At 58.4% G+C, this 25,843-nt stretch carries 24 protein-coding genes and 1 tRNA gene; 13 read left to right on the top strand and 12 right to left on the bottom strand.

All coding sequences use genetic code 11. The annotated features are described in order from the left end of the window. Positions 1-217: 217 nt before the first annotated feature. From F8A88_RS15320 to F8A88_RS15310, 3 genes are all read right to left on the bottom strand, one after another. Positions 218-1,198 (bottom strand): DUF3089 domain-containing protein, encoded by a 981-nt coding sequence (locus F8A88_RS15320; protein WP_151152059.1) that lies wholly within the window; start codon positions 1,196-1,198, stop codon positions 218-220. A 350-nt stretch (positions 1,199-1,548) separates the two neighbouring features. After that, positions 1,549-2,313: an EF-hand domain-containing protein gene (locus F8A88_RS15315; RefSeq protein ID WP_161598445.1), complete on the bottom strand. Its 765-nt coding sequence runs from the start codon at positions 2,311-2,313 to the stop codon at positions 1,549-1,551. Between the two features lie 404 nt (positions 2,314-2,717). Continuing rightward, positions 2,718-3,629, bottom strand: a complete 912-nt coding sequence (locus tag F8A88_RS15310) for an ABC transporter substrate-binding protein (RefSeq protein ID WP_161598444.1) — start codon at positions 3,627-3,629, stop codon at positions 2,718-2,720. A gap of 352 nt (positions 3,630-3,981) precedes the next feature. Here F8A88_RS15310 and F8A88_RS15305 point away from each other — a divergent pair, with 352 nt between their 5' ends. Beyond that, on the top strand, positions 3,982-4,785 hold the full coding sequence (locus tag F8A88_RS15305; protein ID WP_151152056.1) for a substrate-binding periplasmic protein: 804 nt from the start codon (positions 3,982-3,984) through the stop codon (positions 4,783-4,785). Positions 4,786-4,884: 99 nt separating this feature from the next. Here the strand turns inward: F8A88_RS15305 and F8A88_RS15300 are convergent, their stop codons facing one another. Then, positions 4,885-5,184, bottom strand: coding sequence for a hypothetical protein (locus F8A88_RS15300; protein WP_151152055.1), 300 nt, complete (start codon positions 5,182-5,184; stop codon positions 4,885-4,887). 206 nt (positions 5,185-5,390) lie between these two features. On the opposite strand from F8A88_RS15300, the gene F8A88_RS15295 reads away from it, so the two are divergent. After that, positions 5,391-5,484, top strand: a tRNA-Sec gene (locus F8A88_RS15295). A gap of 79 nt (positions 5,485-5,563) precedes the next feature. Here F8A88_RS15295 and F8A88_RS15290 read toward each other — a convergent pair. Next, positions 5,564-6,493, bottom strand: coding sequence for a methyltransferase domain-containing protein (locus tag F8A88_RS15290; protein WP_161598443.1), 930 nt, complete (start codon positions 6,491-6,493; stop codon positions 5,564-5,566). Between the two features lie 142 nt (positions 6,494-6,635). Here F8A88_RS15290 and F8A88_RS15285 point away from each other — a divergent pair, with 142 nt between their 5' ends. After that, positions 6,636-7,106 carry a GNAT family N-acetyltransferase gene (locus F8A88_RS15285; protein ID WP_151152053.1) on the top strand — a complete coding sequence of 157 codons (471 nt, stop codon included), beginning with the start codon at positions 6,636-6,638 and terminating at the stop codon, positions 7,104-7,106. 114 nt (positions 7,107-7,220) lie between these two features. Then, entirely contained in the window at positions 7,221-8,879 is a 1,659-nt protein-coding gene (locus tag F8A88_RS15280) for an FAD-dependent oxidoreductase (RefSeq protein WP_151152052.1), read from the top strand. Between the two features lie 258 nt (positions 8,880-9,137). Here F8A88_RS15280 and F8A88_RS15275 read toward each other — a convergent pair whose 3' ends face one another. Beyond that, the gene (locus F8A88_RS15275; protein ID WP_241667500.1) at positions 9,138-10,007 is read right to left on the bottom strand and encodes a LysR family transcriptional regulator; all 870 of its coding nucleotides are present in this window, start codon (positions 10,005-10,007) and stop codon (positions 9,138-9,140) included. On the opposite strand from F8A88_RS15275, the gene F8A88_RS15920 reads away from it, so the two are divergent. Further along, a complete protein-coding gene (locus F8A88_RS15920; protein WP_206666414.1) occupies positions 9,975-10,346 on the top strand; it encodes a hypothetical protein in 372 nt (123 codons plus the stop codon). The genes F8A88_RS15275 and F8A88_RS15920 overlap by 33 nt on opposite strands. 210 nt (positions 10,347-10,556) lie before the next feature. Continuing rightward, positions 10,557-10,724 (top strand): hypothetical protein, encoded by a 168-nt coding sequence (locus F8A88_RS15805; RefSeq protein ID WP_161598442.1) that lies wholly within the window; start codon positions 10,557-10,559, stop codon positions 10,722-10,724. A gap of 131 nt (positions 10,725-10,855) precedes the next feature. Here the strand turns inward: F8A88_RS15805 and F8A88_RS15270 are convergent, their stop codons facing one another. The 3 genes from F8A88_RS15270 to F8A88_RS15260 all read right to left on the bottom strand — a co-directional run bounded on the left by F8A88_RS15270 (position 10,856) and on the right by F8A88_RS15260 (position 13,799). Further along, positions 10,856-11,767 carry a LysR substrate-binding domain-containing protein gene (locus F8A88_RS15270; RefSeq protein ID WP_151152050.1) on the bottom strand — a complete coding sequence of 304 codons (912 nt, stop codon included), beginning with the start codon at positions 11,765-11,767 and terminating at the stop codon, positions 10,856-10,858. 281 nt (positions 11,768-12,048) lie between these two features. Next, positions 12,049-12,903 (bottom strand): tetratricopeptide repeat protein, encoded by an 855-nt coding sequence (locus tag F8A88_RS15265; RefSeq protein WP_151152049.1) that lies wholly within the window; start codon positions 12,901-12,903, stop codon positions 12,049-12,051. Between the two features lie 101 nt (positions 12,904-13,004). Continuing rightward, positions 13,005-13,799, bottom strand: a complete 795-nt coding sequence (locus F8A88_RS15260; protein ID WP_151152048.1) for a Mut7-C RNAse domain-containing protein — start codon at positions 13,797-13,799, stop codon at positions 13,005-13,007. 5 nt (positions 13,800-13,804) lie between these two features. Here F8A88_RS15260 and F8A88_RS15255 point away from each other — a divergent pair, with 5 nt between their 5' ends. Beyond that, positions 13,805-15,058: a M48 family metallopeptidase gene (locus F8A88_RS15255; RefSeq protein ID WP_151152047.1), complete on the top strand. Its 1,254-nt coding sequence runs from the start codon at positions 13,805-13,807 to the stop codon at positions 15,056-15,058. A 92-nt stretch (positions 15,059-15,150) separates the two neighbouring features. Then, a complete protein-coding gene (pgm, locus tag F8A88_RS15250; protein ID WP_151152046.1) occupies positions 15,151-16,797 on the top strand; it encodes a phosphoglucomutase (alpha-D-glucose-1,6-bisphosphate-dependent) in 1,647 nt (548 codons plus the stop codon). A 130-nt stretch (positions 16,798-16,927) separates the two neighbouring features. Here pgm and F8A88_RS15245 read toward each other — a convergent pair whose 3' ends face one another. The 3 genes from F8A88_RS15245 to F8A88_RS15235 all read right to left on the bottom strand — a co-directional run bounded on the left by F8A88_RS15245 (position 16,928) and on the right by F8A88_RS15235 (position 20,608). Further along, positions 16,928-17,254 (bottom strand): hypothetical protein, encoded by a 327-nt coding sequence (locus tag F8A88_RS15245; protein ID WP_421958130.1) that lies wholly within the window; start codon positions 17,252-17,254, stop codon positions 16,928-16,930. A gap of 60 nt (positions 17,255-17,314) precedes the next feature. After that, positions 17,315-18,040 (bottom strand): DUF4198 domain-containing protein, encoded by a 726-nt coding sequence (locus F8A88_RS15240; protein WP_151152045.1) that lies wholly within the window; start codon positions 18,038-18,040, stop codon positions 17,315-17,317. Positions 18,041-18,217: 177 nt separating this feature from the next. Then, on the bottom strand, positions 18,218-20,608 hold the full coding sequence (locus F8A88_RS15235; protein WP_241667499.1) for a tetratricopeptide repeat-containing diguanylate cyclase: 2,391 nt from the start codon (positions 20,606-20,608) through the stop codon (positions 18,218-18,220). A gap of 193 nt (positions 20,609-20,801) precedes the next feature. Here F8A88_RS15235 and panC point away from each other — a divergent pair, with 193 nt between their 5' ends. The 5 genes from panC (at position 20,802) to F8A88_RS15210 (ending at position 25,822) form a co-directional block, all read left to right on the top strand. Next, positions 20,802-21,653, top strand: coding sequence for a pantoate--beta-alanine ligase (gene panC / locus F8A88_RS15230; RefSeq protein WP_151152043.1), 852 nt, complete (start codon positions 20,802-20,804; stop codon positions 21,651-21,653). 1 nt (position 21,654) lies between these two features. Next, on the top strand, positions 21,655-22,035 hold the full coding sequence (gene panD, locus F8A88_RS15225; RefSeq protein ID WP_151152042.1) for an aspartate 1-decarboxylase: 381 nt from the start codon (positions 21,655-21,657) through the stop codon (positions 22,033-22,035). A gap of 44 nt (positions 22,036-22,079) precedes the next feature. Further along, positions 22,080-23,252 (top strand): methionine adenosyltransferase, encoded by a 1,173-nt coding sequence (metK, locus tag F8A88_RS15220; protein ID WP_151152041.1) that lies wholly within the window; start codon positions 22,080-22,082, stop codon positions 23,250-23,252. A 541-nt stretch (positions 23,253-23,793) separates the two neighbouring features. Then, positions 23,794-24,828, top strand: a complete 1,035-nt coding sequence (locus F8A88_RS15215; RefSeq protein ID WP_161598441.1) for a transporter — start codon at positions 23,794-23,796, stop codon at positions 24,826-24,828. Between the two features lie 19 nt (positions 24,829-24,847). Then, positions 24,848-25,822 (top strand): ABC transporter substrate-binding protein, encoded by a 975-nt coding sequence (locus F8A88_RS15210; RefSeq protein WP_151152039.1) that lies wholly within the window; start codon positions 24,848-24,850, stop codon positions 25,820-25,822. The last annotated feature ends 21 nt before the right edge of the window (positions 25,823-25,843 follow it).

Here is a 25,843-nt window from a genome sequence, read left to right as displayed (position 1 = left end):
CCCATCGTCTAGCCTGGCCCAGGACGACGGCCTTTCACGCCGTTAACAGGGGTTCAAATCCCCTTGGGGACGCCATCAAAAGTTCAGAGCAGTCGCTTCATGCGGCTGCTCTTTTTCGTGGTCAATCGTTCAACAAAACTTTCCACAAGAGGATGGTCAGTCCCCGGCCGATAAAACGAAAAAGGACCGGTGGATTTCCCCCCGGCCCCTTGCTGCGCTATTGTTTCAGATATGCGTCGATGCGGTCCCGGACATTCTGCTCCAGATTGCGGTACCAGAAGGCGTAATCGAACTTATGCAGAACGCCTTTCGGGAAATGGCCCAGTTCCAATTCATCCGGGGGCGTCGTGACCAGTGCGCCGCTCTTTGTATCGACCTGCGCACCAGTGTAATGTGGCACCTCGCGTTTCACGGTGCCTTTGAAATCATCAAAAAACACCGCACCCAGATTCAGACTCTTGTCTGCCGGGGTTTCATACGTGGTCCATGTGAGCGGATTGATGCAAATGGCGCCGGGACGCAACACCGGGGAACCGGTCGCTCCGGGAGCTTGTGTATTCCACGAAATGACCACCCCGGTATCGTTCGCCTTTTGTGCGGGTTTTATCCAGGGATAGGCTTGCAGATCCTTGTCCGTGACCGAGAAGCCGATGACGTAGGCCGCCACGAGTTGCTTCTGCAGTTTCGGGTCATGAAATCGGCTTCGCAACAGGTCGAGCATGACCACCGACCCCTGGCTGTGGGAGGCGAGAATGAAGGGGCGCCCATGGTTGAGAAAGGAAAGATAATGGTCGAAGGCACGGTGCACATCGTCCGCGCCGATACGGAAATAGCTGTTCAGGGTCATATCCTTGAGCGGGTCAAGGCAGGCAAAGGATACCTGCCGATAATACGGCGCAAAAAGATTGGCGGACGATGAATACACCCCGGCCTGAGCCTTGAGCAGGCCCTGAACGTCAGCGCGCAGTTCCGTGTTGAACACGTCCATGTTTTTCGGACAGGTTCCGGGGTAGATCGTGGGGTAAACGTAGAACACGTCGACCGGCTTATCCGGGCTGTCGGGCCTGGCTGCCCAGCTGATGTCTTTTGAATAATCGGGGCAGGCGGGAATATCGCACGATGCTTTTTCCTGCGCGGCCATGGCGCTTGTGCCCAAAAGAATACCCAGCAGACAGATGCTCATCAAAAGTGCTCGCATATTGATCTCCAGTGGTTGTTTACGACCACATAACAGCTATAAAAATATAGGAAAAGTATTATAACAGAATCGTCACTGGCCGACAAAACCGCCCCGCAGCAACCAACACGCAGGGAAAGCATGCGCTGTTTCCCCGGTTCCTTTTTTCCAGCACAACCTTAAAAAAACAAAGACGAGTCCTTTCCAGCATACAGAGAAAGAACCCGTCTTGATCTTCCAATGGAAAACGAATCGTAGCGGGGAATAAGCGCATCTCTCTCGTCCATGAGGGAGATGCTCTTGAAATGCCGCCGAACCCCAAGACGGACTTCCCGGCCACGGCTCTCCTGCCGCGCCCGGCGCTGCCCGCTCTAAATCAACTGCTGTTGCTGCTGATACGCTTGCGTGGCAAAACGCTGCGACATGGCCGAAAGCAATCCCTCGCCCATGCTCTGCAATTCAGATGCAGCTTCGGTATCGCCCTGGTTGAAGGCCTGCAGCAATTCTTCCACGGAAACAACACCGTCCTCATTCAGGTCGTACTCGTCGTATTCCTCTTCATCGGTCTCCCCGCTGGAACCGGACGATCCCGAAGACGCGGCGGCCGTCTGCTCTGCTCCTTCCGCCATGGACGGCGGGGGCGTCATGCCTTCGGCCATTTTGTCCTGCATGTCGGCGCTCAGCTCTTCGGCAGTAATGTAGCCGTCGCCGTCGCTGTCAATAATGTTAAAATGTTCCTCATCCAACGGCGTTTCCTCAAAGCTCAGCAGCCCGTCACCGTCCGCATCGTCCTGTTCGAAGATGGACGAAACCATATCCTCGACGTTGCCGGTCTGCATCAGAACGCTGAGTTGGCCCATGGCGGCGCTTTGTTCCATGTGCGCCTGCATGTCCGAACTCAATTCCTCCGAGGAAATGAAACCGTCGCCATCGGTGTCGATGGAGCTGAAACGGTCCTCGTCAAGGGGGGTCTCTTCAAGACTCAGCAGACCGTCGCCGTCTGCGTCGTCCTGCTCGAAAATGGACGAAACGACCTCGTCCGCCCCCGGCCTTTGCGTTTGCGAAGAACCAAATGCTCCCTGAAAGCTGAAGCACGCGCTCGACGTGCTTGAACCATCCATTGCCGAGATGCTCATCATGCTCTCCTTTCTGGTTGAAAATGACATGGCGGCAGGAATTGCCCGTTGCAATTCATGGACAGGGTGCAGCAAGGAACAGGCCCGAGAAGAAATACCGACCAGGACAAGACCGCCCAATTCCCATTGAAGCGAAACAGCGAGACATTTCACAAACAAAACAAAAGGAATCGGACCGCCTGTTTCCCGGCAGAGGCAAACACGTGAAAAATGAACACTGTTTCCACGGCATGTCGGCCAGTTAGCGGCAAAAAAGATTGTTGAATCTCGGCACGAATAAAGGCGGAAGGTTGTTCAGTTCACGCCCTGAAAATGGGTGAATATTCAGAATTGTTAAGTTTTATCAAGAGAACCCTCAACATCCCGAAAAAACGCTTTGCGGTAAAATTTTCCGGACATCACCGTCACTGGCCGATGGATGAACGGTAGATGGTCCTCTTCTCGATTTCGAGGGGAAGAACCAGTCCAAATCGCTGCAGTTGCCTGCGGTTGAATACGAACTGTCCCTTCTGGCTGCCGTTGACCAAGGGCAACCGCGGAGATTTGAGATCAAGAATGCCCAGAGCCAATTCTGCAGCCATGCGGCCATGCTCCTCGCCGCTGATCACATAGGCTCCAACCACACCATCGTCACCCACCGCATAGTCCTGACTGGCAAATACCGGCACCGGACTGTTTTCGGACGCCCAGCGCACCACACGCCCCACAGACACATGCTCGCCCCGGCTGTCCCTGAATGCATGGAACACGGGCATGAGGATGAAATCATACTCCGTTGCGCCAAGCATGGCTTCTTTCCACACGTCCCAATCCGCAGCAATCATGTAATCCACGTGAACGCCTTCCACGGACACATTTATCCGCCCGCCAAAGGTGGCATCCCGTATGGCCATGGCCGTCCGGCTGGAATCCATGAGCACCAGCGCCTTTGCCGCTTCGGGCATCACTTCTTTCAGGTAACGGATCCATGGAAAAAGAGGAAGCCGTTCCAGTATGCCGGTCATATTTGCGGGGAGTTCCTTGAAATACCGCCTGAGATTCTTGTTGATGCCAAAAAAGACCACGGGCGTACCGTAATCGCTTAACGGCTTCCAGAGCAGGGCCAGGGCATTGTCGTCTCCGAGCATGATCAGGTCCGGCCGGAAGGTTCGCACACGTTCCATGGCGGCTTCGGCCATACGCGCAAACCGGCTCTCAGGAATCCGTTTGGTATCCAGATAGCAGTATTCAACCACCATGTCGTCAGGAAAAACGGCCTCAAGTCCTTGGTTGCATTGCGTGGTCCACGGCATTCCCTCGTGATAACTGTGTATCACGAACACTCTTTCCTGCCCGGCCACAGCACTGGTTGCAAACAACACAACAACGATGCCGAAAAAAAAGTAACCAAACCTCATGCCCACCCCTGAAGCTGTATCCAGACACGCGCTCACTCTTCTGCCATTTGATCTTTTGATGAAACCAGAAACCATGCCTTGTGAACAGTATTTTATCGCACGCCCATACATGAACACTCCAAATCAACGTATATGGTAACAATTTGCTGGCAATCCGACTTTCGACAGCATAGGGTGCGGATTCATTTTTTCAGGACAACAGCAACAACGAACCCACCCCGCAGAACCATAATAATAGTTCGCTCCAACGATATTCTGATATTCATTCCTCATGTCGACAACCATCCGTCATACCTTCAGCCGGGCACAACGGCGCTCCGGACAGTTCTTCCTGGGATTGTTGGCCGCACTCATCCTGTTTGCCTGTCCGGCCAAGGCTGCGGAGGTCCTGCGCATCGGCTATACCGAATTCCCTCCCTTCCATTGGCACAACGACGAGGGCAATGTCTGCGGATTCTTCCATGAGATTATTCAGGAAGCCGCAAAACGCATGAATCTTGAAGTGGAATGGACACAATGCCCCTGGGGGCGGTGTCAGGAAAATGTGCGGCTTGGGGAACTGGACGGCCTGCTCACGGTCCCCACGACAGAACGGCTGGAATACACTGTCACCAACAAGACCCCGTTCTACGTCAAACACCGCCATCTGTTCACGTATGCCGGGCATCCGCGGCTCGATGCGATCCGATCCGTGAAAACCATAGACGACATCGCCCAAAAGGGTCTCTCGGTAATCACCTATGTGGGAAACGGCGCATTCAACCGCGAAATCAGCTCGTACGACATCAAGGTCTACACCACCACAACAATTCCCCGCATATGGAAAATGTTGGCCATCAAACGCGGCGACATCGTCATCGAATGGCCGACAGGCGCATGGGAAAACATTCGCCGCCTGGGCCTTGAAGGCAAAATCATAGAAACCGAATCCGTACTGGAATCGCTTCCGTTTCACCTCCTGATCCGCAAGGGGCATCCGTTGGCAAAAAGAACGGGGGAATTCGAAGCGACGTTCCGGCAGATGAAGCAGGACGGCACCATGGATCGCATACTCAAGGGCCACCATACCGAGTGACTCTCGCCCCGTGATCCCCTCGGCATTGTCATGGGGAGAACAAAGGCGGACGCAAGAAACGGGCCCGACAAGGGTCGGCCCATGCGGTTCTGGGCGGCGCTAACGGCACAAGGGTGCGGAACCCGGTGCAAGCCCGCTCAGATACTGGGCAACCGGGCCGGCGCTGTCCGGCGAAAGTTCGGCTCCGTTGGCCACCATGCGGCGCACGGTCTTTTCCCACCCGGCATCATCCTTGACGCCCAGCATGCGGCATATGCGCTTGGTCCCATGGCAACTGGAACATGCTTGCCGAACGCCCTCGCCCATGTCGTCCGCGCCCACGGCAACCGCACAAATGCACAGGCACATCAACAACGCCGCCACCACACTCAATCCCCTGAAACGAACAGTCCCTTTCATGCGCGAACCTCTCTTTTTCCGTGCCCAGCCGCCCATCGGCAGGGGCGATCACATGCATTCAGACAATCAACATACCACGCTGCGAAAAAAAGTATAGCGCGTTACAATGATTTTTTCACACGCGCACAGACAGGCTGAAGAGCCTGTTGGCCACGCACATTCTGTTGAAATCATGGTCTGTTCCTGCTATCCTGCATCTCCTGCAGGGAAGCGTTTCGTCACCGGTGTGGCGCCCGGGCTTCAAACCCGGTGGGCGGGCTAACCCTCGCCGGTAGGTTCGACTCCTATACGCTTCCGCCATAAACAAAAAAGGCCTGCACATGCAGGCCTTTTTTGTTTATGCGAACATACGGGGCGATGCCCGAAACGACAGAAAAAACTACGATTTACCCATTTTCTCATGGAGTCGCTTTGCCTTTTCGAGCGATCGCTGGAAACCGCTGGGTACGATCGGATGAGCAATGAGCGGCGGATTGTGTGCAAGCGGATTCGGGGTGATCAGCCGATACGACTCAAGATAGCAGTCTCGGGGCGTGGGTGCGCAATCCTCCGGGGTCCTGTCCTTGACGAGTGTCACAATCAGGGAAGTGGCCAGAAAGAGCGGATAGGTTTCACCAATGTCGTAGGGCATGGCAATGTCTATAGGCTTTAGGTCCATCTCCCCCAACTCCGGAGGAGGAAGCCGCAACACATGCATCTCCCTTTTTTCCTGCAGACGGGCAATATCCACATTATTCGGTATTTCGGGTATGTACATTTCCACCTTGAACCCGGCGACAAAAGCAATATCCACAAGACTCTTGAGCGTATACCAACGGATATGGGTGTAATCCCACGTTCCGCCGGAAACATATGGAAAATCTCCGGTCAAGACATGATACAGGCACGTCCATGACTGGGCATTGGGAACCTGAAGAATGACCTTTCCGCCATGGGCCAGGTACTTATTGAATTTCTTGAGAACATACCAGGGGTCATAGGTATGTTCCAGCGACATGGGGGCAAGAATGTAGTTGAAAAAATTCTCGTATTCCTCTTCAAGCCAAGCGTCTGGCTTATTCAGATCGATGAGCCACGCTCCATCCAAAAGCCCGTCCATCTGCGCGATGGCGTGGGGGCTCACCTCCACCCCGTACATCTCCCGGCAGCCCCGATCCCGTTCCAGCCCCAGCAAAAGCGAGCCGTCGCCAAATCCGTATTCAAATATACGCGTTGACCCCTCGGGAACCTGCATGGCTATCTCATGACGATAGTTCCCGGCCTCCAACCGTTTGTCGACGATTTCGTCTTTGCGTTTTTTCTTGTCCATATACAAATAGATACTTACCGCCCCTTCCGTGGTCAACAGTAAAAAAGAACACAGAAACCGATCCTGCCCCCCCTTCACCTTGGCCGCTTTCCTGTGATATGGGCAAAAAAAACGACATAAAAAAAACAGGCTGGCACATATCATGAGCGACATACGAGTCAGGACCATGTTCGCGGGCGAGGAGGACGCCGTGTGCGAACTGGTGAACCGATCCTTCATGCAGGCCGTGGCTCCGGGGTATTCGGGCGACGGCATCGCGGAATTCAGGAAACACGCCCAACCCGAAGCCATGGCCGCGCGCTGCGAAAACGGCAATATCGTGCTCGTGGCCGAAAAGGACTTCGAGACCGTAGGCATGATCGAGATGCGCGAAGAAAAACACATCTGCTTCTTTTTCGTGGATCCGGACGAACAGCGGCAGGGCATTGGCCGCGCCCTGCTGGACGAAGCCCTTGTCCTCTGCGGCGAATCCCGCGAGATCACGGTAAATTCATCGCCAAATTCCGTGGCCGTGTACGAGCGCTTCGGATTCCTTGCAAGCGGGCCGGAGCAGGAAAAGAACGGCATTCGCTTCATGCCCATGACCCTGAAAAATCCACGGGCATCGGTCTGACGAAAAACGTACACACGGCTTGACGCACGAAAAACCCCGTGCATAATACTCCTATGAAAGTAGGCTTCCGTCCCCTGCCCGAAGCAGGAGAACCAACCACGCCAAGGAGGACGCATGACCGCGCCCGACCATACGAGTAGTGAGAACCGAGAGTGGTTCATTCCCGAAGAATCGCGTCAGCAACTCGCCGAACATTTCGGCAAGCTCACCAACAACGTTGAAATCCTCGTCTTTACCGAAGACGGGGAAAATGAACCCTTCAACGAATTCGCGCACAAGTTCGTGGGGGATATCGGCCGGCTCTCCGACAAGGTCACCGCCCGATTCCTGTCCATGGACTCGGATGAGGCGCGCCAAGCCAAGGTCGACCTCTCGCCCACCATACTCATTGCCCCGGACCGCTACGACATACGCTTCCGCGGCGCGCCCATGGGCGAGGAAGGCCGCTCGTTCGTTACGGCCGTGGTATTGGCGGGCATGGGTGAATCCGGCCTTTCCAAGCAATCGAAACAACTGCTGGCGGAACTGGACGAAAACCGCGAGGCAATCGTATTTGTGAACCCCTCCTGCCCGTATTGTCCGGGGCAGGTCATCAATGCCATCAAATGCGCGGTGGAACTGCCGGGCACGGTTTCCGCACATTGCGTGGAAACCACGGAAAATCAGGAATTGGCCATGCAACACGACGTGGGTTCCGTGCCGCATACGATCATCAATGATTCCCATGAAATTCTCGGCTATATGCCCGAGGAACGATTCGTGGTAGAGCTGGCAACGCTCCAGGATGCCGAGGAACTGGCCGGGGAATTGGGCCGCGAACAGGGCGACCACCAACATGATGCGGCTGATGCAGCCGTGGAGGTGGACCTTGTGGTGGTGGGGGCAGGCCCCGCCGGGCTCACGGCAGGCATTTACGCGGAACGGGCCGGACTGCGCACCGTTGTGCTGGAAAAATCCGTGGTGGGCGGACAGGTGACCCTGACACCGGTGGTGGAAAACTATCCCGGCTTCACCACGGTTCCGGGCAAGCAGCTCATGGACATCATGAGCGAACACGCCCGCGAATACGTGACCATCATGGAAGGCGAACAAGTCGATGAAATCAAAATCGGCCGGAACATCGAGGTCTTCACGAACCGGGGCACCTATGTGGCCCGGGGGCTGATATTGGCCACGGGCGGCTCATACCGCAGTCTCGGCGTGCCGGGCGAGGACAAATACTACGGCAAAGGCGTCAACTACTGCGCCACCTGCGACGGCTACCTGTTCAAAGGCAAGAAGGTCGCCATCGTTGGCGGCGGCAACACGGCCCTGACCGATGCCCTGCACCTCAAGAACCTGGGCGTGGACGTGACCATCATCCATCGGCGCGACGAATTCCGCGCCCAGCAGCACCTTCGGGATTCCGTGGAGCAGGAAGATGTTCATGTTTTGTGGAACACGGTGGTGGACGAAATCCGTGGAGACGGCAAGCACGTGACCACGCTGGCCCTGCGCAACGTCGGGGACGATTCCGAGACCGAACTGCCCGTGGACGGGGTTTTCGTGGCCATAGGGCAGGATGTGAACACCGAGCTGGCAAAAATGATCGGCCTGACCCTGACCGACAAGGGATTCGTGCAGGCGGATGCGTCCATGCGCACCAACATCCCGCGCATCTATGCGGCCGGCGACATCGTGGGCGGAGTGCAGCAGATCGTCACGGCAATCGGTGAAGGCTCGGTGGCTGCCATGTCCGCATTCGAAGACATGAGCCATCCCTACTGGAAGTAGGAGCGCTCACAGCTCGCGCCGACAGCACAAGAAATCCCCGTGCGACTCCTGTGCGCGGGGATTATCTTTGCGGCACGTTGCCGCTATTGCGCCCGCAAAAGACATACCCCTGAACCATTGTCACTCCCCCCGACAGGCTGACGAAAAAAGTGCGCGGGCAAGACGCAAGAAAAGCGCAGGACCGACGCGTACCCCATATACGCGAAGGAATGCGCATTTTGCGGCAAACAAAGCCATCGTGTTTCTATCGCCAGCCAGCTAGATGGCGCAGCTCTCTCCCTGATGACAAAAGCGCTGCATGACCTTGATGAACATGTCCAGCCCTGCGGCCGTGTCGTTCCTGCGCCAGATCAGCCGCAGCTCGCTCATGGGGCGGCGCTCCTTCCAGTGCATGGAGACCAGCCGCACACTGCGCGGGCAAACCTGCGCCATGCGCGCCGGAACAAAACTCACGCCCATGCCTGCGGCCACCAACGCCAGCCGGGTCAGATGCGGGTCCACCTCCTGCACGATGCGGGGGCGGATATTGGCGGATTCGAACATGGCGTTGAGCGTTTCCCATGTGGCCGGATAGTGCTCGCGGGGCAGCATGATCAGCGGCTGCCGGTCCAGGGCGCGGATGCCTATGCGGCCACTGCGCGCCAAGGCATTGTCCTCACGCACGGCCAGCATATACGGCTCCAGCAGGAATGTAAGCCACTCCAATGAATTGTACCCTTCCTCGGCCCGGGACTGGATAATGCCCGCGTCCAGATGCCCGTCGCGCACCGCGTCGATCACGTCCTGCGAATGCACATCCTTGATATCGAGCACAATTCCGGGGTGCTGTTTGCGGAACTCGGCCATGGCTTCCGGAAAATGGGACTGCGCGGCCGAACTGATGAACCCGACACGCAGCCTGCCGATCTCGCCGCGCGATATCCGCCGCACCTGATCCGCACCGGCTTCCAGCACATCCAGCGTGTTGCGGGCAACGCTCAGAAACTGAATGCCCTCGCGGGTCAACTCCACCTTGCGCCGGTTGCGGTCCAGCAGACGCACGCCAAGGTCTTCCTCCAGCTTCTTGATCTGCTGGCTCAACGGAGGCTGTGCCATGTGCAGGCGCTCCGCAGCACGACCAAAATGCATTTCCTCAGCCACGGCAATGAAATATCTCAGCTGTCTCAGTTCCATGATATCGTTTTCGTCTCACACGTTGCGCAAAATAATATTGGACGCACGTTTTTTTCGAGCCATACTGAAGGCAAATTCCGGAATCCATGGGAATTTCCGGCAACCGCAACCTGTCGGGAGGAAGTCATGCATCACAATCCTTATGATGTCGAGCGGCAAATGCATCATGAATTATGCATGATTCAAACGCATTACAAACACCATGCACCAAGGAGAACAGCACCCGGAACAATTATCCGCGCCACGGCGGGGGTGGTCGGAATGGTGGGCGCAATCCTTGCGTTCACACTTTGACCATAGGCCCGAAACGCGCGACCGCGCAACAAAATGAATGCAAATCGGTATTTTTCTCTGTGGAAAATAATAAATCCGAAGCAAAACATGACTGGTAATACGGTTTTCATATCAGAAACCAATGAAAACAATATTGGACACAAATCGCTGCGGAGCCATAGTTGAACCACGCAAAGGCAAACAAACTCTCCAGAAACGGAGGAGACCACCATGGTTTACAGCATATTTGAACTTGAACACGACATGTGCAGGGAAATCCGGGAATCTGCCGGCTTCGTCAGCCAGGACCGTCCAACCAGGGAAGCTCCCCTGCGAGGCATCGTACGCGCCGCACTGGGAGTCGCCGCGTTCGCCGTGCTCGTGCCCCTGTGCTTCTGACCGGGAACAGCCACACATATTTTTCCAACGGATTCATTCCAAACATGCGCGAAAAGGCCCGGGTCACTTGATCCGGGCCTTTTCATTTGCCACACGCCCCAAAAAAGGAATGGCCACGTTCGTCACCCCCCTCAACAGTGATCGGGAGCGACAACGTCGGTACGCCGAAACACTTCCACCACGTTCAGAAAACGGTCCAGCAACGGCCCCTCGCTCTCCCGGTTCCAGACCATGGTGATTTCCCATGACGGCAAGGCCTGACGAACAGGTACAAAGCAGACATCCCTGCCATGGCCCCGCCGCGACGAATCCGGCACAAGGGCGCAACCCAACCCCGTGGCAACAAGCGCAATGGTGCTCTGTTCGGAATTGGACTCCTGCACGATTTTCGGACTGAATCCTGCCTCGCGGAAGCTGGCGATGAAGCTGTCGAACAACTGGGGCTGCAAATGACGGGGATAAAAAATCATGGGTTCGTCGCGAAGTTCCCGGATGTCCACAGACGCGCGACCCGCAAGGAAATGGCCGTCCGGTACAACCAGAACATACGGTTCCCGCAGAAACAGACGCGAGGGGAACTCTTCAAACTCCCTCCCCTGCGCATGGACGAACGCAACGTCCATGCGTCCACTGCGCAGCATGCGCAACTGATCGCGACTGGCGGCCGTGGTCAGGTCGAGCCGCACGTCCGGGTTCTCGCGCCGGAACACGCGGAGCGCTTCAGGCAAAAGGCTGAGCGACGCAGGCCCCATGAAGCCCACGGCAAGACGCCCATGCTTGCCCCTGGCCAGATCACGGGTCCTGTCCACGGCCCTGTCCAGCCCGGCCAGCAGGCGGCGCGCCTCATCCAGAAACAATTCTCCCTCCGGGGTCAGCTTCACGCTCCGGCTGGTGCGCGCAAAAAGCCGGACCTCCATTTCCTCTTCCAGTTGCCGTATCTGCTGGCTCAAAGGCGGCTGGGCGATATGCAGCCGTTTGGCAGCACGCCCAAAGTGCAACTCCTCGGCCACGGCCAGAAAATAGCGAATGTGTCGTAATTCCATGATCAATACTTAACAAATATCAATCATGATGTAAAAAGATATTGGACATCTTGGTCGGTTTGGGGAAAAACGTATTCACGGCGCACGGAGGAACACTCCACAGCCGCACACGATCATTGATATACGAATAATATTTTTCGACCGGCTTCCTGTCGAAGGGAAGAAATCAAATGCCGGGGCGGTCCCGGCACATTGTCTGGTGGTGTTGCGACCCGGTCGGAAAAAAAGGCCCGCGTTTCCTTACGGAACGCGGGCCTTTCTATTTGCTGTCGGCAAAACGGCTAGAAATCGAGCTTGATGGCGCCGCCCTTGCCTTTGGAGACCTTTCCGGCCGCATTGAAAATTTTTGGTTCCACGCGTTTGAGGATCTTCTTGGCGTCTGCATTGAGCGGATTGCGCTCCAGGACTCCCTGAGCCTGACGATGCGCCTCGGCCCAATCCCGGCGGGAAAGGCTGATCTTGGCCAGCTTGAGCATCAGGCTCTCGGTTCCCCCCAACCGCCGCATGGCGTCCTTGACCGCATCCGCGGCCTTGTCCAGTTCTCCCTGAGCCTCGAACGCGGCGATCAGCCCGCCATGTGCCCGCTGGTCCGAACCGTTGCGTTCCAGCCCGCGCTTGAAATATTCCACGGCCTCTCCCGGCAGTCCGCCCATAAGCAGCCGGTTGCCGATGTCGGAATCAATCCCCTCGATATCCGAATAGTATTCGGAAGCCTTGCGAAAAATCTTGCGCGCCTCCAGAGGGTCGCCCTTGCTGATGAGTTCCTGCGCCTTGAGCAGGTTGTCGTCCAACACGCCCAAACGCTTGCGCTGGCGGGCCACCTTGGACTTTTCTATGGCTTCCTTGAGCTTGTCGTGCAAACGCCTGAGGGTCTGGTAAAAAAGCTTTTCCTTTCCTCGCACATAGCTGAGTCCGTTAGGAAAAAGCTTCCGAATCATGGTCATGCCGTTGAGGTCCTTGATGGCTTCTTCCAGCAGGGCCTGAACCTCGAATTTCTCACGACCAAAGACCTTGCTCCCGGTCACGCCGTTCACGGCGCGCGCAAGGGACGCAAGCGTTTTCAGGTAATCGTTCTTGGCGGCATAGGCGCGGGCACGCGCTATGTCCTCACGAATGGTTTTCCCATTAACACTCATGGCAACTCCCACCCTCCCTTCACGAAGGGTCTTGAAACAAGGTAACCAAGTATACCCATTTTATCAAGAATGTAAAAGCAAGCCGCAGGATTACGGCTCTTTTACTCTGCGCGGATGTCCAAAGCGGCAAGCCGCCGGGCAAACTCCTGCTGGTGCGTTCCCGGCCAGTACACGCGGCCGCATTGCGGGCAGCGGCGAAAAACGTTGTGGTACAATATGGTCTTCGGCTCCAAAAGATGCAATATTTCAGCCTTTTCCACCGATACGGTTTCCACGTTGCAGCGCAGGCAGCGCCGGAACATTGCCGGAGCACGGCGGATACCCAAAAAGGTGGTCACCTCGGCCAGCTGTCCGTCAGGGTCACGGCTGCGCACCAGACGTCCCCAGGCGATGCAGGACCTTTTGAGCAAGGCGCGGTCCGCAGTGAGCACGAAACGGCCTTCCTCAAACGCCATCCGCGCGATGTACGGATCGTCCCAGTCCCGGTCATAGGCCGCGTCAAAACCCATGGCGCGCAAAAGCATGGCCAGCCGGGCCACGTTCTCGTCCACCACGAACCGCAGTTCGGATAACGGCTCGGGGCGCAAAAGCGTGGCACGAGTCACATCCACAGGCCATGCGGCATCCGGGACAGCGGCGTTGTCCGCAGCAATGTCCGCCGACAGAAGCTCCACAACCTTCCCGGGCAGCAGCAAATGATCGAACCCCACGGATTCATTGTCCGCCAGCACGCCGTAAATCTCTGTATGCGGAACGCCCACGGACTCCACAACGTCCTTGATTGACGCCCGCCGGCCCAATGGATAGCGTATATTTCCATCAACATGCCCCTGCCTGAGCAGGTCGACAAGTTCGCCGCGAAACACCAAACGGGCGCAACCATCATCACCGGACATCAGCCATGAACCTCTTTCTTGCTGTCATTCTCGCCTCGCTCATAGGCGTATATCTGCTGCATCTCACGGCCCGCAGGCTCAACGCCGCAGCCCTTTCCCCGGACCTGCCCCCGGAATTCGCGGACATGACCGATGCAAAAAAATATGCGCGCTCGCAGGAATACGCGCGGGCCAACATGCGCTTTCAGAACGTGTCGGAAACCGTTTCCCTGCTGCTCGTACTGGGGTTCATCCTGCTGGGCGGCTTCAACGCCCTGGATCTCGCGGTCCGTTCCTTGGGCATGGGGCCGCTGGCCACGGGTCTGGCCTTTTGCGGCGCATTGGCGCTGTTCTCTTCCATAACCGACCTGCCGCTGGACATATACCACACCTTTGTTCTGGAAAAACGCTTTGGATTCAATACCACAACTGCGGCTACCTTTGTAGCGGACAGGATCAAGGGGCTGGTTCTGGGCGCCGTGCTGGGCGGCGTGCTGCTGACCGCCATCCTATGGTTCCTGCGCGTGGCCGGACAGCAGGCATGGCTGTGGTGCTGGGGTTTTGCCGTGGCCTTTTCCCTGCTGCTGACCTACATCGGCCCCCAATGGCTGCTGCCCATTTTCAACCGATTCACCCCGCTGGAATCCGGGGAACTGCGCACGGCCATCGAACAATACGCCCACGGCCAGAACTTCGCCCTGAGCGGCATCTTCGTCATGGACGGTTCCAAGCGCAGCACCAAGGCCAACGCCTTTTTCACGGGGTTCGGCCGCACCCGGCGCATCGCCCTGTTCGACACGCTCATGAAACGGCACGACACCGATGAAATCGTGGGGGTGCTGGCCCATGAGGTGGGCCACGCAAAACTCGGGCACATCAAGAAACGGCTGTTGGCCTCCATCCTCCAGACAGGGCTGCTGTTCTATTTCATGAGCCTGTTTCTGGACAATCACGCCCTGTTCGACGCTTTCGGCATGCAGCATGTGAGCCACCACGCCGGGCTGGTATTCCTTGCCCTGCTCTACACGCCCGTATCCCTGTGCCTGTCGCTGGCGGCAAACGCCATGAGCCGCAAACACGAATTTCAGGCCGACGCCTTTGCCGCACAGACAACGGGCGATCCGCACGCGCTGGCCCGGGCCCTGAAACGGCTGTCCGTGGACAGCCTCTCCAATCTCACGCCTCATCCGCTCACGGTCTGGCTCGGCCACGGGCATCCGCCCGTGCTGCAACGCATCCGGCGGCTGGAAAGCATGGGCGCGGCGGATTCTCCCGACTGATAATGTTCTTGCACCACTTGCCGGACTCCATGGATTACGCCATACTCGGCAACGGACCGTAATATCGTATTTTCAATGCCCCGGAGGCTTGCATGGCACTGCACGAACTGGCCGGAAAACCGGCCCCGCAACGGCTGCTTACGGACATTCCCCGACTTGTTGCCGCCTATTACCTGAACGAACCCGATGCGCACGACCCGGCCCAGCAGGTCAGCTTCGGCACGTCCGGCCACCGGGGCAGTTCCATGGATTGCAGTTTCAACGAAGCCCATATCGCAGCCATTGCACAGGCCATCTGCGAGTACCGGGCAGCCAAGGGCATTGACGGCCCCCTGTTCATGGGCAAGGACACCCATGCCCTGTCCGAGCCGGCACTGTGCACGGCGCTGGAAGTCCTTGCCGCCAACGGCGTTCACACGCGCGTGCAGCAGGGAGGCGGTTTCACGCCCACCCCGGTGATTTCCCACGCCATCCTGACCTGGAACCGGGACAACGCGTCCACGGCGGACGGCGTGGTCATCACGCCATCGCACAATCCCCCGCGCGACGGCGGATTCAAGTACAATCCGCCCCACGGCGGACCAGCCGACTCCGACGTGACCGGCATCATCCAGAAACGCGCCAACCAACTGCTCGCGACCGGACTCGGTTCCGTGAAACGCATACCCCATGCACGCGCGCTCAAGGCGGACTGCGTGCAGGAACACGATTACGTGCTGCCTTACGTCCACGACCTGAAAAACGTGCTGGACATGCCCGCGATAGCCGCACAGGGGCTGAAGATCGGCGTGGACCCGCTCGGCGGGGCGGGCATCGGCTTTTGGGAACCCATTGCGGACATCTACGGTCTGGACCTGACCGTCACCAACGACCGCGTGGACCCGGCATTTTCCTTCATGTGTGTGGACAAGGACGGCAAGATCCGCATGGACTGCTCCTCGCCCCACGCCATGGCATCCCTGATCCGGCTCAAGGACGATTTCGACATTGCCTTCGGCAACGACCCGGATTACGACCGCCACGGCATCGTTACCCGCAGCTCCGGGCTGCTCAACCCCAACCATTATCTGGCCGTTGCCGTGGACTACCTGTTCCGCAGCCGCACAGGCTGGAACCAAAATGCGGCCATCGGCAAGACGCTGGTATCCAGCTCCATGATCGACCGCGTGGCACAGGGGCTGGACCGCCGCGTGCACGAGGTTCCCGTGGGCTTCAAATGGTTCGTGCAGGGATTGCTGGACGGTTCCTGTGCCTTCGGAGGCGAGGAATCAGCCGGGGCCAGCTTCACGCGCACGGACGGCACGGTCTGGACCACGGACAAGGACGGCATCATCATGGATTTGCTGGCCGCGGAAATCACGGCCCAGACAGGCCGCGACCCGGGCGAACTCTATGCCGCACTCGAGGAACGGCACGGCTCCCCGGTCTATGAACGCATGGACGCCCCGGCCACGCCCGAACAGAAGGCGGCGTTTGCCGCCCTGACCCCGGGCATGATCACGGCCGACGAACTGGCCGGTGAACCCATCACTGCGATCTTGACCAACGCGCCGGGCAATGATGCGCCCATCGGCGGGCTTAAGGTGGTCACGGAAAACGGCTGGTTTGCGGCCCGTCCCTCCGGGACCGAGGCCATCTACAAGATATATGCGGAAAGCTTCCGGGGCAAAGAGCATCTGGCACAGATTCAGGCCGAGGCAAAGGCCATCGTGAATCAGGCCTTTGAAAACGCCGGTTGATCAATCCGGAGGCCGCTGGAGGCCTTTGCGGAAACGACAAAACGAAACAAGGCCGACGCGCACGTTACGCGCCGGCCTGTGATTTTTGTTCATCCGTGTTCCCGCCGGACATCATGGACGGCCTGAAACGTCACTCCGTTATGTCGTCCCCGCTGATCTCCACCTGATGCCCGGGCCCCGCATCCATGATGACCATGTAATAGCCCGTGGGTTTTTCAAACGAGAACTCGCTGTCCTCGTTCATGGCTCCCCGCACAAGGGTCCTGTCCGAACCGTTGCGCACGAAGACCTTCACGCCCGCGGCCGAGGAACCGTCCGAGAATCCACCCTCGCATGTGACAGTGCCGTCCCCGTTGTCCGCGCATGAGCACAGGGCGGAGTGGGCAAAGGCCGCCCCGCAAAAAAGGCACATGCACAGGACAAGGGAAAGGGCCGCTGTGATCCCGCTGTTTTTCACAATACTCTCCTTATAGACAGACCGGACCGGGAACGCATGCGCCCCGGCCCGGAAAAGCATTTATTTTTTGGTGGTAAAACTCAGGGAAAAGGCGAACCAGACACGACGGGTGTCGTCAAGACGCTTTTCGTACTTGCCGATGATCAACTGCCGCCCCTTGGGACCGACCTTGACCATGACCGGGCTGGAGCCGTCAAAATCCGTCATCTCCGGATGCTCGATATGGGAATCCGAGGTTTTGGAAACACGCGCGCCCTGCCCGGGCATGGGCTTGCCCTCGAAATACAGCATCACGGGCAGTGTGTCGCCTTCCTTCAGTTTTGTCGGGTCCTTGAGGGGAACGACTTCCGTGCGCATGCCGACGGGCTTGTCCATGAACGGTTGCCAGGAGACGATTTCCTTGGACAATTTGTAGGAGCGGCCCTCGTCCAGAATGGTTCCGCAGACCTCGCGCGGCGCCGGGAAATTGCGCCAGCCGTCTTCCTCGGTGTTGTACCAATACCTGTTGTTGAAATCGACGGTGATCAGGGCGAATTCGTCGTTGAGGTGCGCAAAGGCCTCGCCCTTGTGGTATTCGGGCTCCAACGCCACCTTCCACTCATTGGGGGTGATGCCGGTCAAGGCCGTGATGCGCGAGATGGGATACGGATCCGTGGCACCGGGATGGCCGTAGAGCAACCAGACGCGATCGCCCCGTTTTTCCAGCCACATGTCGTGGGCCTGCGCCGCAGCGGACACCATGAGTACGCACAGGATGACGCCCAAGAAAACAATACGTCTGAACATGAATCCTCCATTACTGTCTAAGTGAATATGGTTTTCATTTTCAACAAGAACCGGAGGAATACCTATGTCACAAAAAAGTGTCAACATTTTACACCCTGAAACGGGGTAAATTACTCGGAAGACATGACAACAACTTGAATATGCAGGAATAATCAGAAAGCACTGCCGTCGAAGGGTTTACCCTGCGGCCCGGCCCCGGACCTTGCGGGCCTCCTCGTCCTTGCCCTGTTCCAGCAGGGCGCGCACAAGGGTTTCCCAGTATTCGTCGCGGGCCGGATTCAGGGCCGCGCTCTGCCGCGCCAGCACTTCGGCGATCTGCGGGTCTTCCCCGGTTTCCAGATACAGCCCGGCCAGCATGTGCATGGCCTGATCGTCGTTGTGATTGGCGTTGAGGGCCAGATGCAGGCATTCGCGGCACTGCTCGTGGTCGCCCAGTGCGCGATGCACCCGGGCCATGGAGCGCAGCACCAGGCGCTCGCCGCCGGGCAGGTCCTGTGCGCCGGAATACCAGCGCAGGGCTTGCTTCAGGTCCTTGTCGCGCTCGGCAAGGTTGCCCAGGCGAATCATGCTGAACACATGCTCGCTGTCCTGCTTAAGACACAACTCGTAGGCCTCGCGAGCCTTGTCCAGCCTGCCGAGCCGGTGGTTGGCCCAGCCGAGGTTGTACAGGGCCATGGCGTCCGTGGGGTCGATTTCCAGTACGGCGGAAAACTCCTGCCGGGCCTCGGCAAGCTTGCCGAGTTGCGCATAGCATATGCCCAGCGAGTTGCGCGCCAGCAGGTTGCCCGCGTCCGCCAGCAGTGCCAGCTTGTATTCTTCCACGGCGCCGTAGATGTCCCCGTCCGTGAACAGGCGGTCCGCCACAAGGTTCATGGACACGGAATCGAACACGGCCACGCACGGCTCGGGCAGCAGCGAGGCATGGTCAAGAGCCTTGCGGGAATTGTCCAGCATGTCCGTGCGCCGGAAATTGAGATACGGGTACACGGCTCCGCCGATGGCCACGGTGATGTCCAGATGCTCGGAGGCCAGTTTTTCCAGCGCGGACGCGGCCGCACGCAGCCCGGGACCGTCCACGTCCGGAACATGGAAAATCACGCCGCCCAGCCCGTATCGGCCGGCCATGGCGTTTTCGCCAAATATCTCCATACCCTGTTCACGTATGCTGCGGGCCATGGAATCCATGAAATCCTGATACGTGCCGGGGTGCTCGCCCGGTTCATCCAACAGCCTGACCAGCGCGAGGCCAAACCGCGATTCGGACTGGCGCGCCGTTTCGAAGCGGGAAATGAAATCCCTGTATGCGTAAAGCCCGGTGGCGGGTTCCTTTCGTGACATGTCGTCCGTTTCGGTTCGGGGTTCAAAGATGCTTTCGTGCTCGGCCACAAGGCGCAGGCGGTCGCCCGCACTTACAGGGAAGGCCGGGTCCCCCGCGTGCAGAAGCTCGGCAAAGGCCATCTCCTCCTGCACCTCGATGAGTACGGCCTCGCCCTTGTACAGGGTGGGATAGCGGCCGGAAAGGTGCTCGTCCTCGGTGATGGCGGCCGTGGCCAACTGCCGGGAACGGGGCGAACTGACCAGAAACCGCTGGCCCACACGCGCACGCACGTTACCGCCAAGGCTCACGGCCATGCGTTCCATGGGCAGCATTTCCAACACCTTGCCGCCCTTTTCCAGAATGTCCGCATAGGCGAATACCCGGTTGCGGCCCAGATCCTTGGCCGTGGAAACAGCGCGGCGCGCACGGCGCAGCAGCACGCGGGCCTGCTCGGCAGGGGACTTGCGGAATTGCGGACCGTCCAGAGCCTGCGGGTAGTTGGCATAGCCCACGCTGGCGGAAAAACGAATGGTGTCGCCGGTCACGTCGTCGACAAACGACAACTTGTCGATGCCTTCCCGAATGACTTCGGCCAACTGAAAGCAGGCCTTGGGCTTGGCGTCCGGCAGCAGGATGGCGAACTTGTCGTTGCCGAAACGGGCGGCGCTCACATGGTGCGGACAGACCAGATCCAGCAAACGGCCCACCTCGGCCACCATGTCGTCGCCCACAAGGTAGCCGTAGCGCTCGCAAACACGGCGAAAACGGTCAAGGTCCACAAATATGACGCCGAAGGTGCCGGAGAACGTGGGCATGTCCAGCGGCTTGGCCGAACACGTGCCCGTGTGCAGGCAATCCTGCACCTGCTCGATGGAGCGGGTCAGTTCGCTGAGAAAAAAATCGCGATTGTACAGGGAAGTCAGCGGATCAATGATAACGCGGCGCTCAAGGGCCATGCGCTCCAGCACGGCCGTGGCAAGGGCCATGATATATGTCGGACCGACCTTGGGCGCGGCAAGCTTCACTCCCCGGGCCACGAAATACCCGAGCAGACGGCCACGGAGCACCAGCGGCAGCAACAGCTCGCGGTCCTCACGCCGGTATTCGGGCTGCGCCCGCGCACCGGCTTCCTGCGGGTCCTCGTCCGTGCGGGGAAAAAACAGGCTGTATGAAGAAAAGGAAAGAAACCCGGCCAACGCGTCCTTGAGCGCATGCTCGCAATCAATGAGCTGCTGGCGCGTGAGGGTCATGCACCCATCCACGAAAGCGTCTTGTTTCGTCCTCATATCCGGGAGCTTACATGCCCCGCGGCCTTTGCACAAACAAAACTTTTGATCAGACGGAAGAGACCCCCGTTCCCTTATATCAAGACATAAAGATATAGACATTCGATCCGAAATATCATAGCTAGAAATTCCTGCGTGGCGTTACTCAGGAAAGACAATGAAACGAATAAAATACACAGAAGACCTCCAACGGCAATGCGCCGAATGGCGGGCAAAAGGCCTCAAAGTCGGCCTTGTGCCCACAATGGGCTATTTCCACGACGGCCATCTCGCGCTCATGGACCATGCGCGTTCCATGTGCGACAAACTGGTTGTGACCCTGTTCGTCAACCCTACGCAGTTCGGTCCCAACGAGGACCTGGACGCCTACCCCCACGACCTTGAGCGGGACAGCCAACTGGCCTGGGACCATGGAGCGGACCTGCTCTTTGCCCCTGCTCCCGAGGCCATGTATGCCCCGGACCATGCCACATGGGTCGAGGTGCCCGAACTGGCGCAGAACCTGTGCGGCGAATCCCGGCCCACGCACTTTCGCGGCGTGTGCACCGTGGTCATGAAGCTGTTCATGCTCACCCTGCCGCACGTGGCCGTTTTCGGCCAAAAGGACTGGCAGCAACTGGCCATCCTCAAACGCATGGTGCGCGACCTGAACATCCCTGTGGACATTCAGGGACACCCCATCGTGCGGGAAAAGGACGGGCTGGCCCTGAGCTCACGCAACGCCTACCTCACACCGGAGGAACGCGAGCACGCACCGTTCATCCGCAAGGCCTTGCTCGAAGCACGGAAACTGGCGCAGCAGGGCGAAACCGACGCTTTGGTCATCAAGGACTTCATCCGCCAACGCCTCGGGCAGACCATGCCCATGGCCGAGCCGGATTACATAGAAATGGTTGACCCGAACAGCATACAGCCCATAATGGCCGTTGCGGATTCGGCGCTGATTGCCGTGGCCGTCCGTCTGGGCAAGGCCCGGCTCATAGACAACATTCTCATCAAGGTAGATTGAAGTGGCCAAACGATGCTTCCTGAGCGCCAAGATTCATGGCGCCACCATCACCTGCGCCAAGCTGGAATACCATGGGAGCCTTTCCATCGATACCCGGCTCATGGACGAAGTGGGCATTCTGCCCTTCGAGCAGGTGGACGTATACAATATCGACAACGGCGAACGCCTGACGACGTACGCCATTCCGGGAACCGAAGGCGAAATATGCCTCAACGGCGCGGCCGCCCACAAGGGCAAGATCGGCCAGCGCATCATCATCGCCACCTATGCGTGGATCGATGAAGACGAGGACACCGCCGCCCGGCGACCCAAGGTGGTCATTGCGGACAAGGACAACAAGGTCGAGACCGTCATCGACTATGCCGACAGCCTGGGCCTCTAGGACTGCGGACCGATTCAACCCAAAGGACACAGGAGAAACACACCATGCTTTTCCCCAAGGGCAAGTACCTCTTCACCTCGGAATCCGTTACCGAAGGACACCCGGACAAGGTCGCCGACCAGATTTCCGACGCCATTCTCGACGCCATCATGGCACAGGACCCGGAGTGCCGCGTTGCCTGCGAAACCCTGGTCACCACGGGCATGGCCTTCATCGCCGGTGAAATTTCCACCAACGCCTACGCCCATTTCCCGGACATCGTCCGCGAAACCATCAAGGACATCGGCTACAACAGCTCGGACACCATGGGCTTCGACTGGCAAACCTGCGCGGTCATCTCTTCGGTGGACAAGCAGTCCGCGGACATCGCACAGGGCGTGGACCGCACCAAGCCCGAAGAACAGGGCGCGGGCGACCAGGGCATGATGTTCGGTTTCGCCACCAAGGAAACCCCGACCCTGATGCCCACCCCCATCTACTACGCACACAAGCTTTCCAGCCGCCTGACCCAGGTGCGCAAGGAAGGCGTGCTCGACTTTTTGCGCCCGGACGGCAAGACTCAGGTATGCGTGGAATTCGTGGATGGCAAGCCCGTGCGCATCGACAACGTGGTGGTCTCCTCCCAGCATGCGGAAAGCATCAGCCAGGGCGACCTTGAAGACGCCATCATGGAAGAGGTCGTCAAAAAAAGCCTGCCCGCAGAACTGATCGACGAAAATCTCAAGGCCTACATCAACCCCACCGGACGCTTCGTAGTGGGCGGTCCCGTGGGCGACTGCGGCCTGACCGGACGCAAGATCATCAACGACACCTACGGCGGCGCGGGCGCGCACGGTGGCGGCGCGTTCTCGGGCAAGGACCCCTCCAAGGTGGACCGCTCCGGCGCATACATGGCGCGTTACGTGGCCAAGAACGTGGTGGCCTCCGGCCTTGCCGACGAATGCGAAGTGCAGATCGCCTACGCCATCGGCGTTGCCGAACCCGTCTCCGTTGTGGTCAGCTCCCGCGGCACCGGACAGGTCTCGGACGAACAGCTCACCAAGGCCGTGACCGAGGTCTTTGACCTTCGCCCCTACTACATCATCGACCGCCTGAAGCTCAAAAGGCCCATCTACCGCAAGTCCACCAACTACGGCCACTTCGGCCGCGAGCTTCCCGAATTCCAGTGGGAACAGACCGACGCGGTGGACGACCTGCGCACGGCCTGCAAAATCTAGCTCGAAACGAACAGAACAAAAACACAGGGGCGGCATCCGAAAGGATGCCGCCCCTGACTGTTTTTACGCAGGCTGTCGAGAAAGGTTCGGAGGCAAGGCGAAAGAAAAAAGCCGGGCCGACGCGTACCTCACGTACGCGAGGATCGGATATTTTCGCATCAACGCAGCAACCGGGCTTTTATCGACAGCCTGAAACGGCATCCGAAAGGATGCCGCCCCTGATTGTTTTTTACGCAGGCTGTCGAGAAAAGTTCGGAGGCAAGGCGAAAGAAAAAAGCCAGGCCGAAACTGGTCCAACCAAAAAATCAATCATCCCCTGCAATTACCACTGCCCCCCATTGGCAATACGGCCAACGCCTTTGACCAGCAAAGCAACACGCCCCGCCAACAATTCCCGCACGTTAGATGCCGAAATATACCGCAACAGTTCTCAATGTTTGCAATTCATTTGCACACATTGATTGTGATTATTGATTTCAATATCATTCGCTTCGATTTTGTTTGTGCCCAAACAGTTTACAAAAGAAGGAGTTCACCAACCATGCGTCACGTTCCATCATTGGTGGTAGCGTTGCTGCTTTGCACCCTGCTGGCGGTCCCGGCATTTGCCGACGGCCCCATAATGGGCAAAGGAGCGCAATCCGGGGTCGCTGCCAAGGCCCTGCCCAACAAGAAAGCCCCCAAGCCGGTCGGCCCGGTCAACATGTCCACCGGCACGGTCTTTCCCAAGGGCAAGCTCGCCACCAGCCTCAAATACATCTATTTCGACAAGAACGACCTCTATGACGGAGGAACCACCAAGGGCGGCACCTACAACGGCAAATACGACCGTTGGCAGCACACCCTGAAGATGGGCATCCGCTACGGCCTGTTCGACGATTTCGACATCCGGGCCATGATCCCCTTTCACTTCAAGGGCGTGAAACGCCGCGCACGCGCCGGCACTCCCAACGAGACCACGCGCACGGACTACAACGAAGGTCTGGGCGACATCGTGCTCATGGGACGCTACGGGCTGCTGACCCAGCGCAAGGGCGATCCTTTCTCCCTGTCCGTGGGCGCGGGCCTGAAGCTGCCCACCGGCAATTCGGACCTGCAGAACGAACCGCCCTTCAACGCCAAATGCGATTACATGGGACCGGGATTCCAGCTCGGCACCGGTTCGTGGGACCCCAAATTCGAAGTGGGCGCCACCTACATGTTCGGCCAGTCCCGTCTGGACGCGCACTGCATGCTGACCCTGCCCACCGAGGGTGACCACGAAATGCGCAAGGGCGACAACTTCAAGTACAACGTCGGATACGGCTATGCGCTGAACCGCCTCATCGACCTCGAGATGGAACTCAACGGCGTCATTGCGGACAAAAACCGCGCCGGAGGAGCGGTCGTGGACAACACGGGCGGCCACACCCTGTACCTGACCCCGGGCGTACACTTCAAGATCCGCAAGGGTCTCAACGTGGGATTGGCCACGCCCATCGTCATCTACCGCGACCTGAACGCCGATCCGGACACCAACAAATACTCCATAGGCGAAGACATGCGCGTGGTCTTCAAGATCGGCGCAAGCTTCTAAACAACATCAGGAGAAAGCCATGTATAACCGTACCAAGAAAATCAGCACGAACCTGACCACACTGGTCCTGACCCTCGTGTTCGTCATGGGCCTTGCGGCCATTTGCCAGGCGGCACCCAAGCCCAAACCCAAAATGATCAAGGCCGTCATGCTCGGCGACCGACTCGTGGACGTCGCCTACAATCTGGGCGTGCTGCCCGAATACATGTCCGTGCGCGGCTCCATGTGGCCCATGGCCGGAAAAATCAAGGCCGCCACGCAGATCGTGGGCTGCCCCAAGTGCGTGGTCAGCAAACGCCCCCACACCATCCCCGATCTGGTCATGAAACAGGGCATCAAACGCGTGATCATCGAAAAGTCCGCCAACTTCTGCCTGTACATGCCCTCGGCCAATCCCGTGAAGGTTGTCCCCCTGCTCAAGGACACGGACGCCACCATCGAATACGTGGACTTTTCCAAGGGCGTGGTCCCGGCCATCCGCCAGCTTGCCAAGCTGCTGAACGTGGAAGAAAAGGGCGAAAAGCTCATCGCCTCCTACCAGAAGGCGTACAAGGCCGTTGAAAGCGGCCTGCCCGAGCAGGGGCTGGGCAAAAAAGTCGTGATCCTCAACGGCGTGTACAGCAAGGCCACGGGCAAAACCTTCCTGAGCGTTGAAGCGCCCGGCGGCTATGCGGACCAATACATGCTCGCCCCTCTGGGCTGCACCAACGCGGGCGCAGCCTTTGCCCCGCCGAGTGGAGCCGTTTCCCGCGGCATGTACCGCGTGCGCACCCTCAAGGCCCTCACCGAGGCCAAGCCGGACGTCATCGTCGTCACGGGCGCGGCATGGGCCGTGCAGGTCGCCCTGCAGAAACAAATCGAGAAGAATCCGGCCCTGCTTTCCGTTCCGGCATTGAAAACAGGCGCCGTGTTCACCCTGCCCCGCTACATCGACGGCAGCGTTGTGGAATATCCGTGCATCTTCAACCAGTGGAAGGCCGCACTGAGCAACTAGCCGACCCACAGAACCGGGCTG

The sequence above is a fragment of the Pseudodesulfovibrio senegalensis genome (assembly GCF_008830225.1).
Lineage (GTDB): Bacteria > Desulfobacterota > Desulfovibrionia > Desulfovibrionales > Desulfovibrionaceae > Pseudodesulfovibrio > Pseudodesulfovibrio senegalensis.
The sequence above is the reverse complement of the archived record's forward strand: the minus strand, read 5'-3'. Positions and strand labels throughout refer to the sequence as shown.

What these genes read in the sequence shown, in the direction of transcription:
- F8A88_RS15320 (WP_151152059.1), bottom strand. Translation starts at nt 1,198, where the DNA reads ATGCGAGCACTTTTGATGAGCATCTGTCTGCTGGGTATTCTTTTGGGC.
- F8A88_RS15315 (WP_161598445.1), bottom strand. Translation starts at nt 2,313, where the DNA reads ATGAGCATCTCGGCAATGGATGGTTCAAGCACGTCGAGCGCGTGCTTC.
- F8A88_RS15305 (WP_151152056.1), top strand. Translation starts at nt 3,982, where the DNA reads ATGTCGACAACCATCCGTCATACCTTCAGCCGGGCACAACGGCGCTCC.
- F8A88_RS15300 (WP_151152055.1), bottom strand. Translation starts at nt 5,184, where the DNA reads ATGAAAGGGACTGTTCGTTTCAGGGGATTGAGTGTGGTGGCGGCGTTG.
- F8A88_RS15290 (WP_161598443.1), bottom strand. Translation starts at nt 6,493, where the DNA reads ATGGACAAGAAAAAACGCAAAGACGAAATCGTCGACAAACGGTTGGAG.
- F8A88_RS15285 (WP_151152053.1), top strand. Translation starts at nt 6,636, where the DNA reads ATGAGCGACATACGAGTCAGGACCATGTTCGCGGGCGAGGAGGACGCC.
- F8A88_RS15280 (WP_151152052.1), top strand. Translation starts at nt 7,221, where the DNA reads ATGACCGCGCCCGACCATACGAGTAGTGAGAACCGAGAGTGGTTCATT.
- F8A88_RS15275 (WP_241667500.1), bottom strand. Translation starts at nt 10,007, where the DNA reads ATGCATTTTGGTCGTGCTGCGGAGCGCCTGCACATGGCACAGCCTCCG.
- F8A88_RS15805 (WP_161598442.1), top strand. Translation starts at nt 10,557, where the DNA reads ATGGTTTACAGCATATTTGAACTTGAACACGACATGTGCAGGGAAATC.
- F8A88_RS15270 (WP_151152050.1), bottom strand. Translation starts at nt 11,767, where the DNA reads ATGGAATTACGACACATTCGCTATTTTCTGGCCGTGGCCGAGGAGTTG.
- F8A88_RS15265 (WP_151152049.1), bottom strand. Translation starts at nt 12,903, where the DNA reads ATGAGTGTTAATGGGAAAACCATTCGTGAGGACATAGCGCGTGCCCGC.
- F8A88_RS15260 (WP_151152048.1), bottom strand. Translation starts at nt 13,799, where the DNA reads ATGTCCGGTGATGATGGTTGCGCCCGTTTGGTGTTTCGCGGCGAACTT.
- F8A88_RS15255 (WP_151152047.1), top strand. Translation starts at nt 13,805, where the DNA reads ATGAACCTCTTTCTTGCTGTCATTCTCGCCTCGCTCATAGGCGTATAT.
- pgm (WP_151152046.1), top strand. Translation starts at nt 15,151, where the DNA reads ATGGCACTGCACGAACTGGCCGGAAAACCGGCCCCGCAACGGCTGCTT.
- F8A88_RS15240 (WP_151152045.1), bottom strand. Translation starts at nt 18,040, where the DNA reads ATGTTCAGACGTATTGTTTTCTTGGGCGTCATCCTGTGCGTACTCATG.
- F8A88_RS15235 (WP_241667499.1), bottom strand. Translation starts at nt 20,608, where the DNA reads ATGACCCTCACGCGCCAGCAGCTCATTGATTGCGAGCATGCGCTCAAG.
- panC (WP_151152043.1), top strand. Translation starts at nt 20,802, where the DNA reads ATGAAACGAATAAAATACACAGAAGACCTCCAACGGCAATGCGCCGAA.
- metK (WP_151152041.1), top strand. Translation starts at nt 22,080, where the DNA reads ATGCTTTTCCCCAAGGGCAAGTACCTCTTCACCTCGGAATCCGTTACC.
- F8A88_RS15215 (WP_161598441.1), top strand. Translation starts at nt 23,794, where the DNA reads ATGCGTCACGTTCCATCATTGGTGGTAGCGTTGCTGCTTTGCACCCTG.
- F8A88_RS15210 (WP_151152039.1), top strand. Translation starts at nt 24,848, where the DNA reads ATGTATAACCGTACCAAGAAAATCAGCACGAACCTGACCACACTGGTC.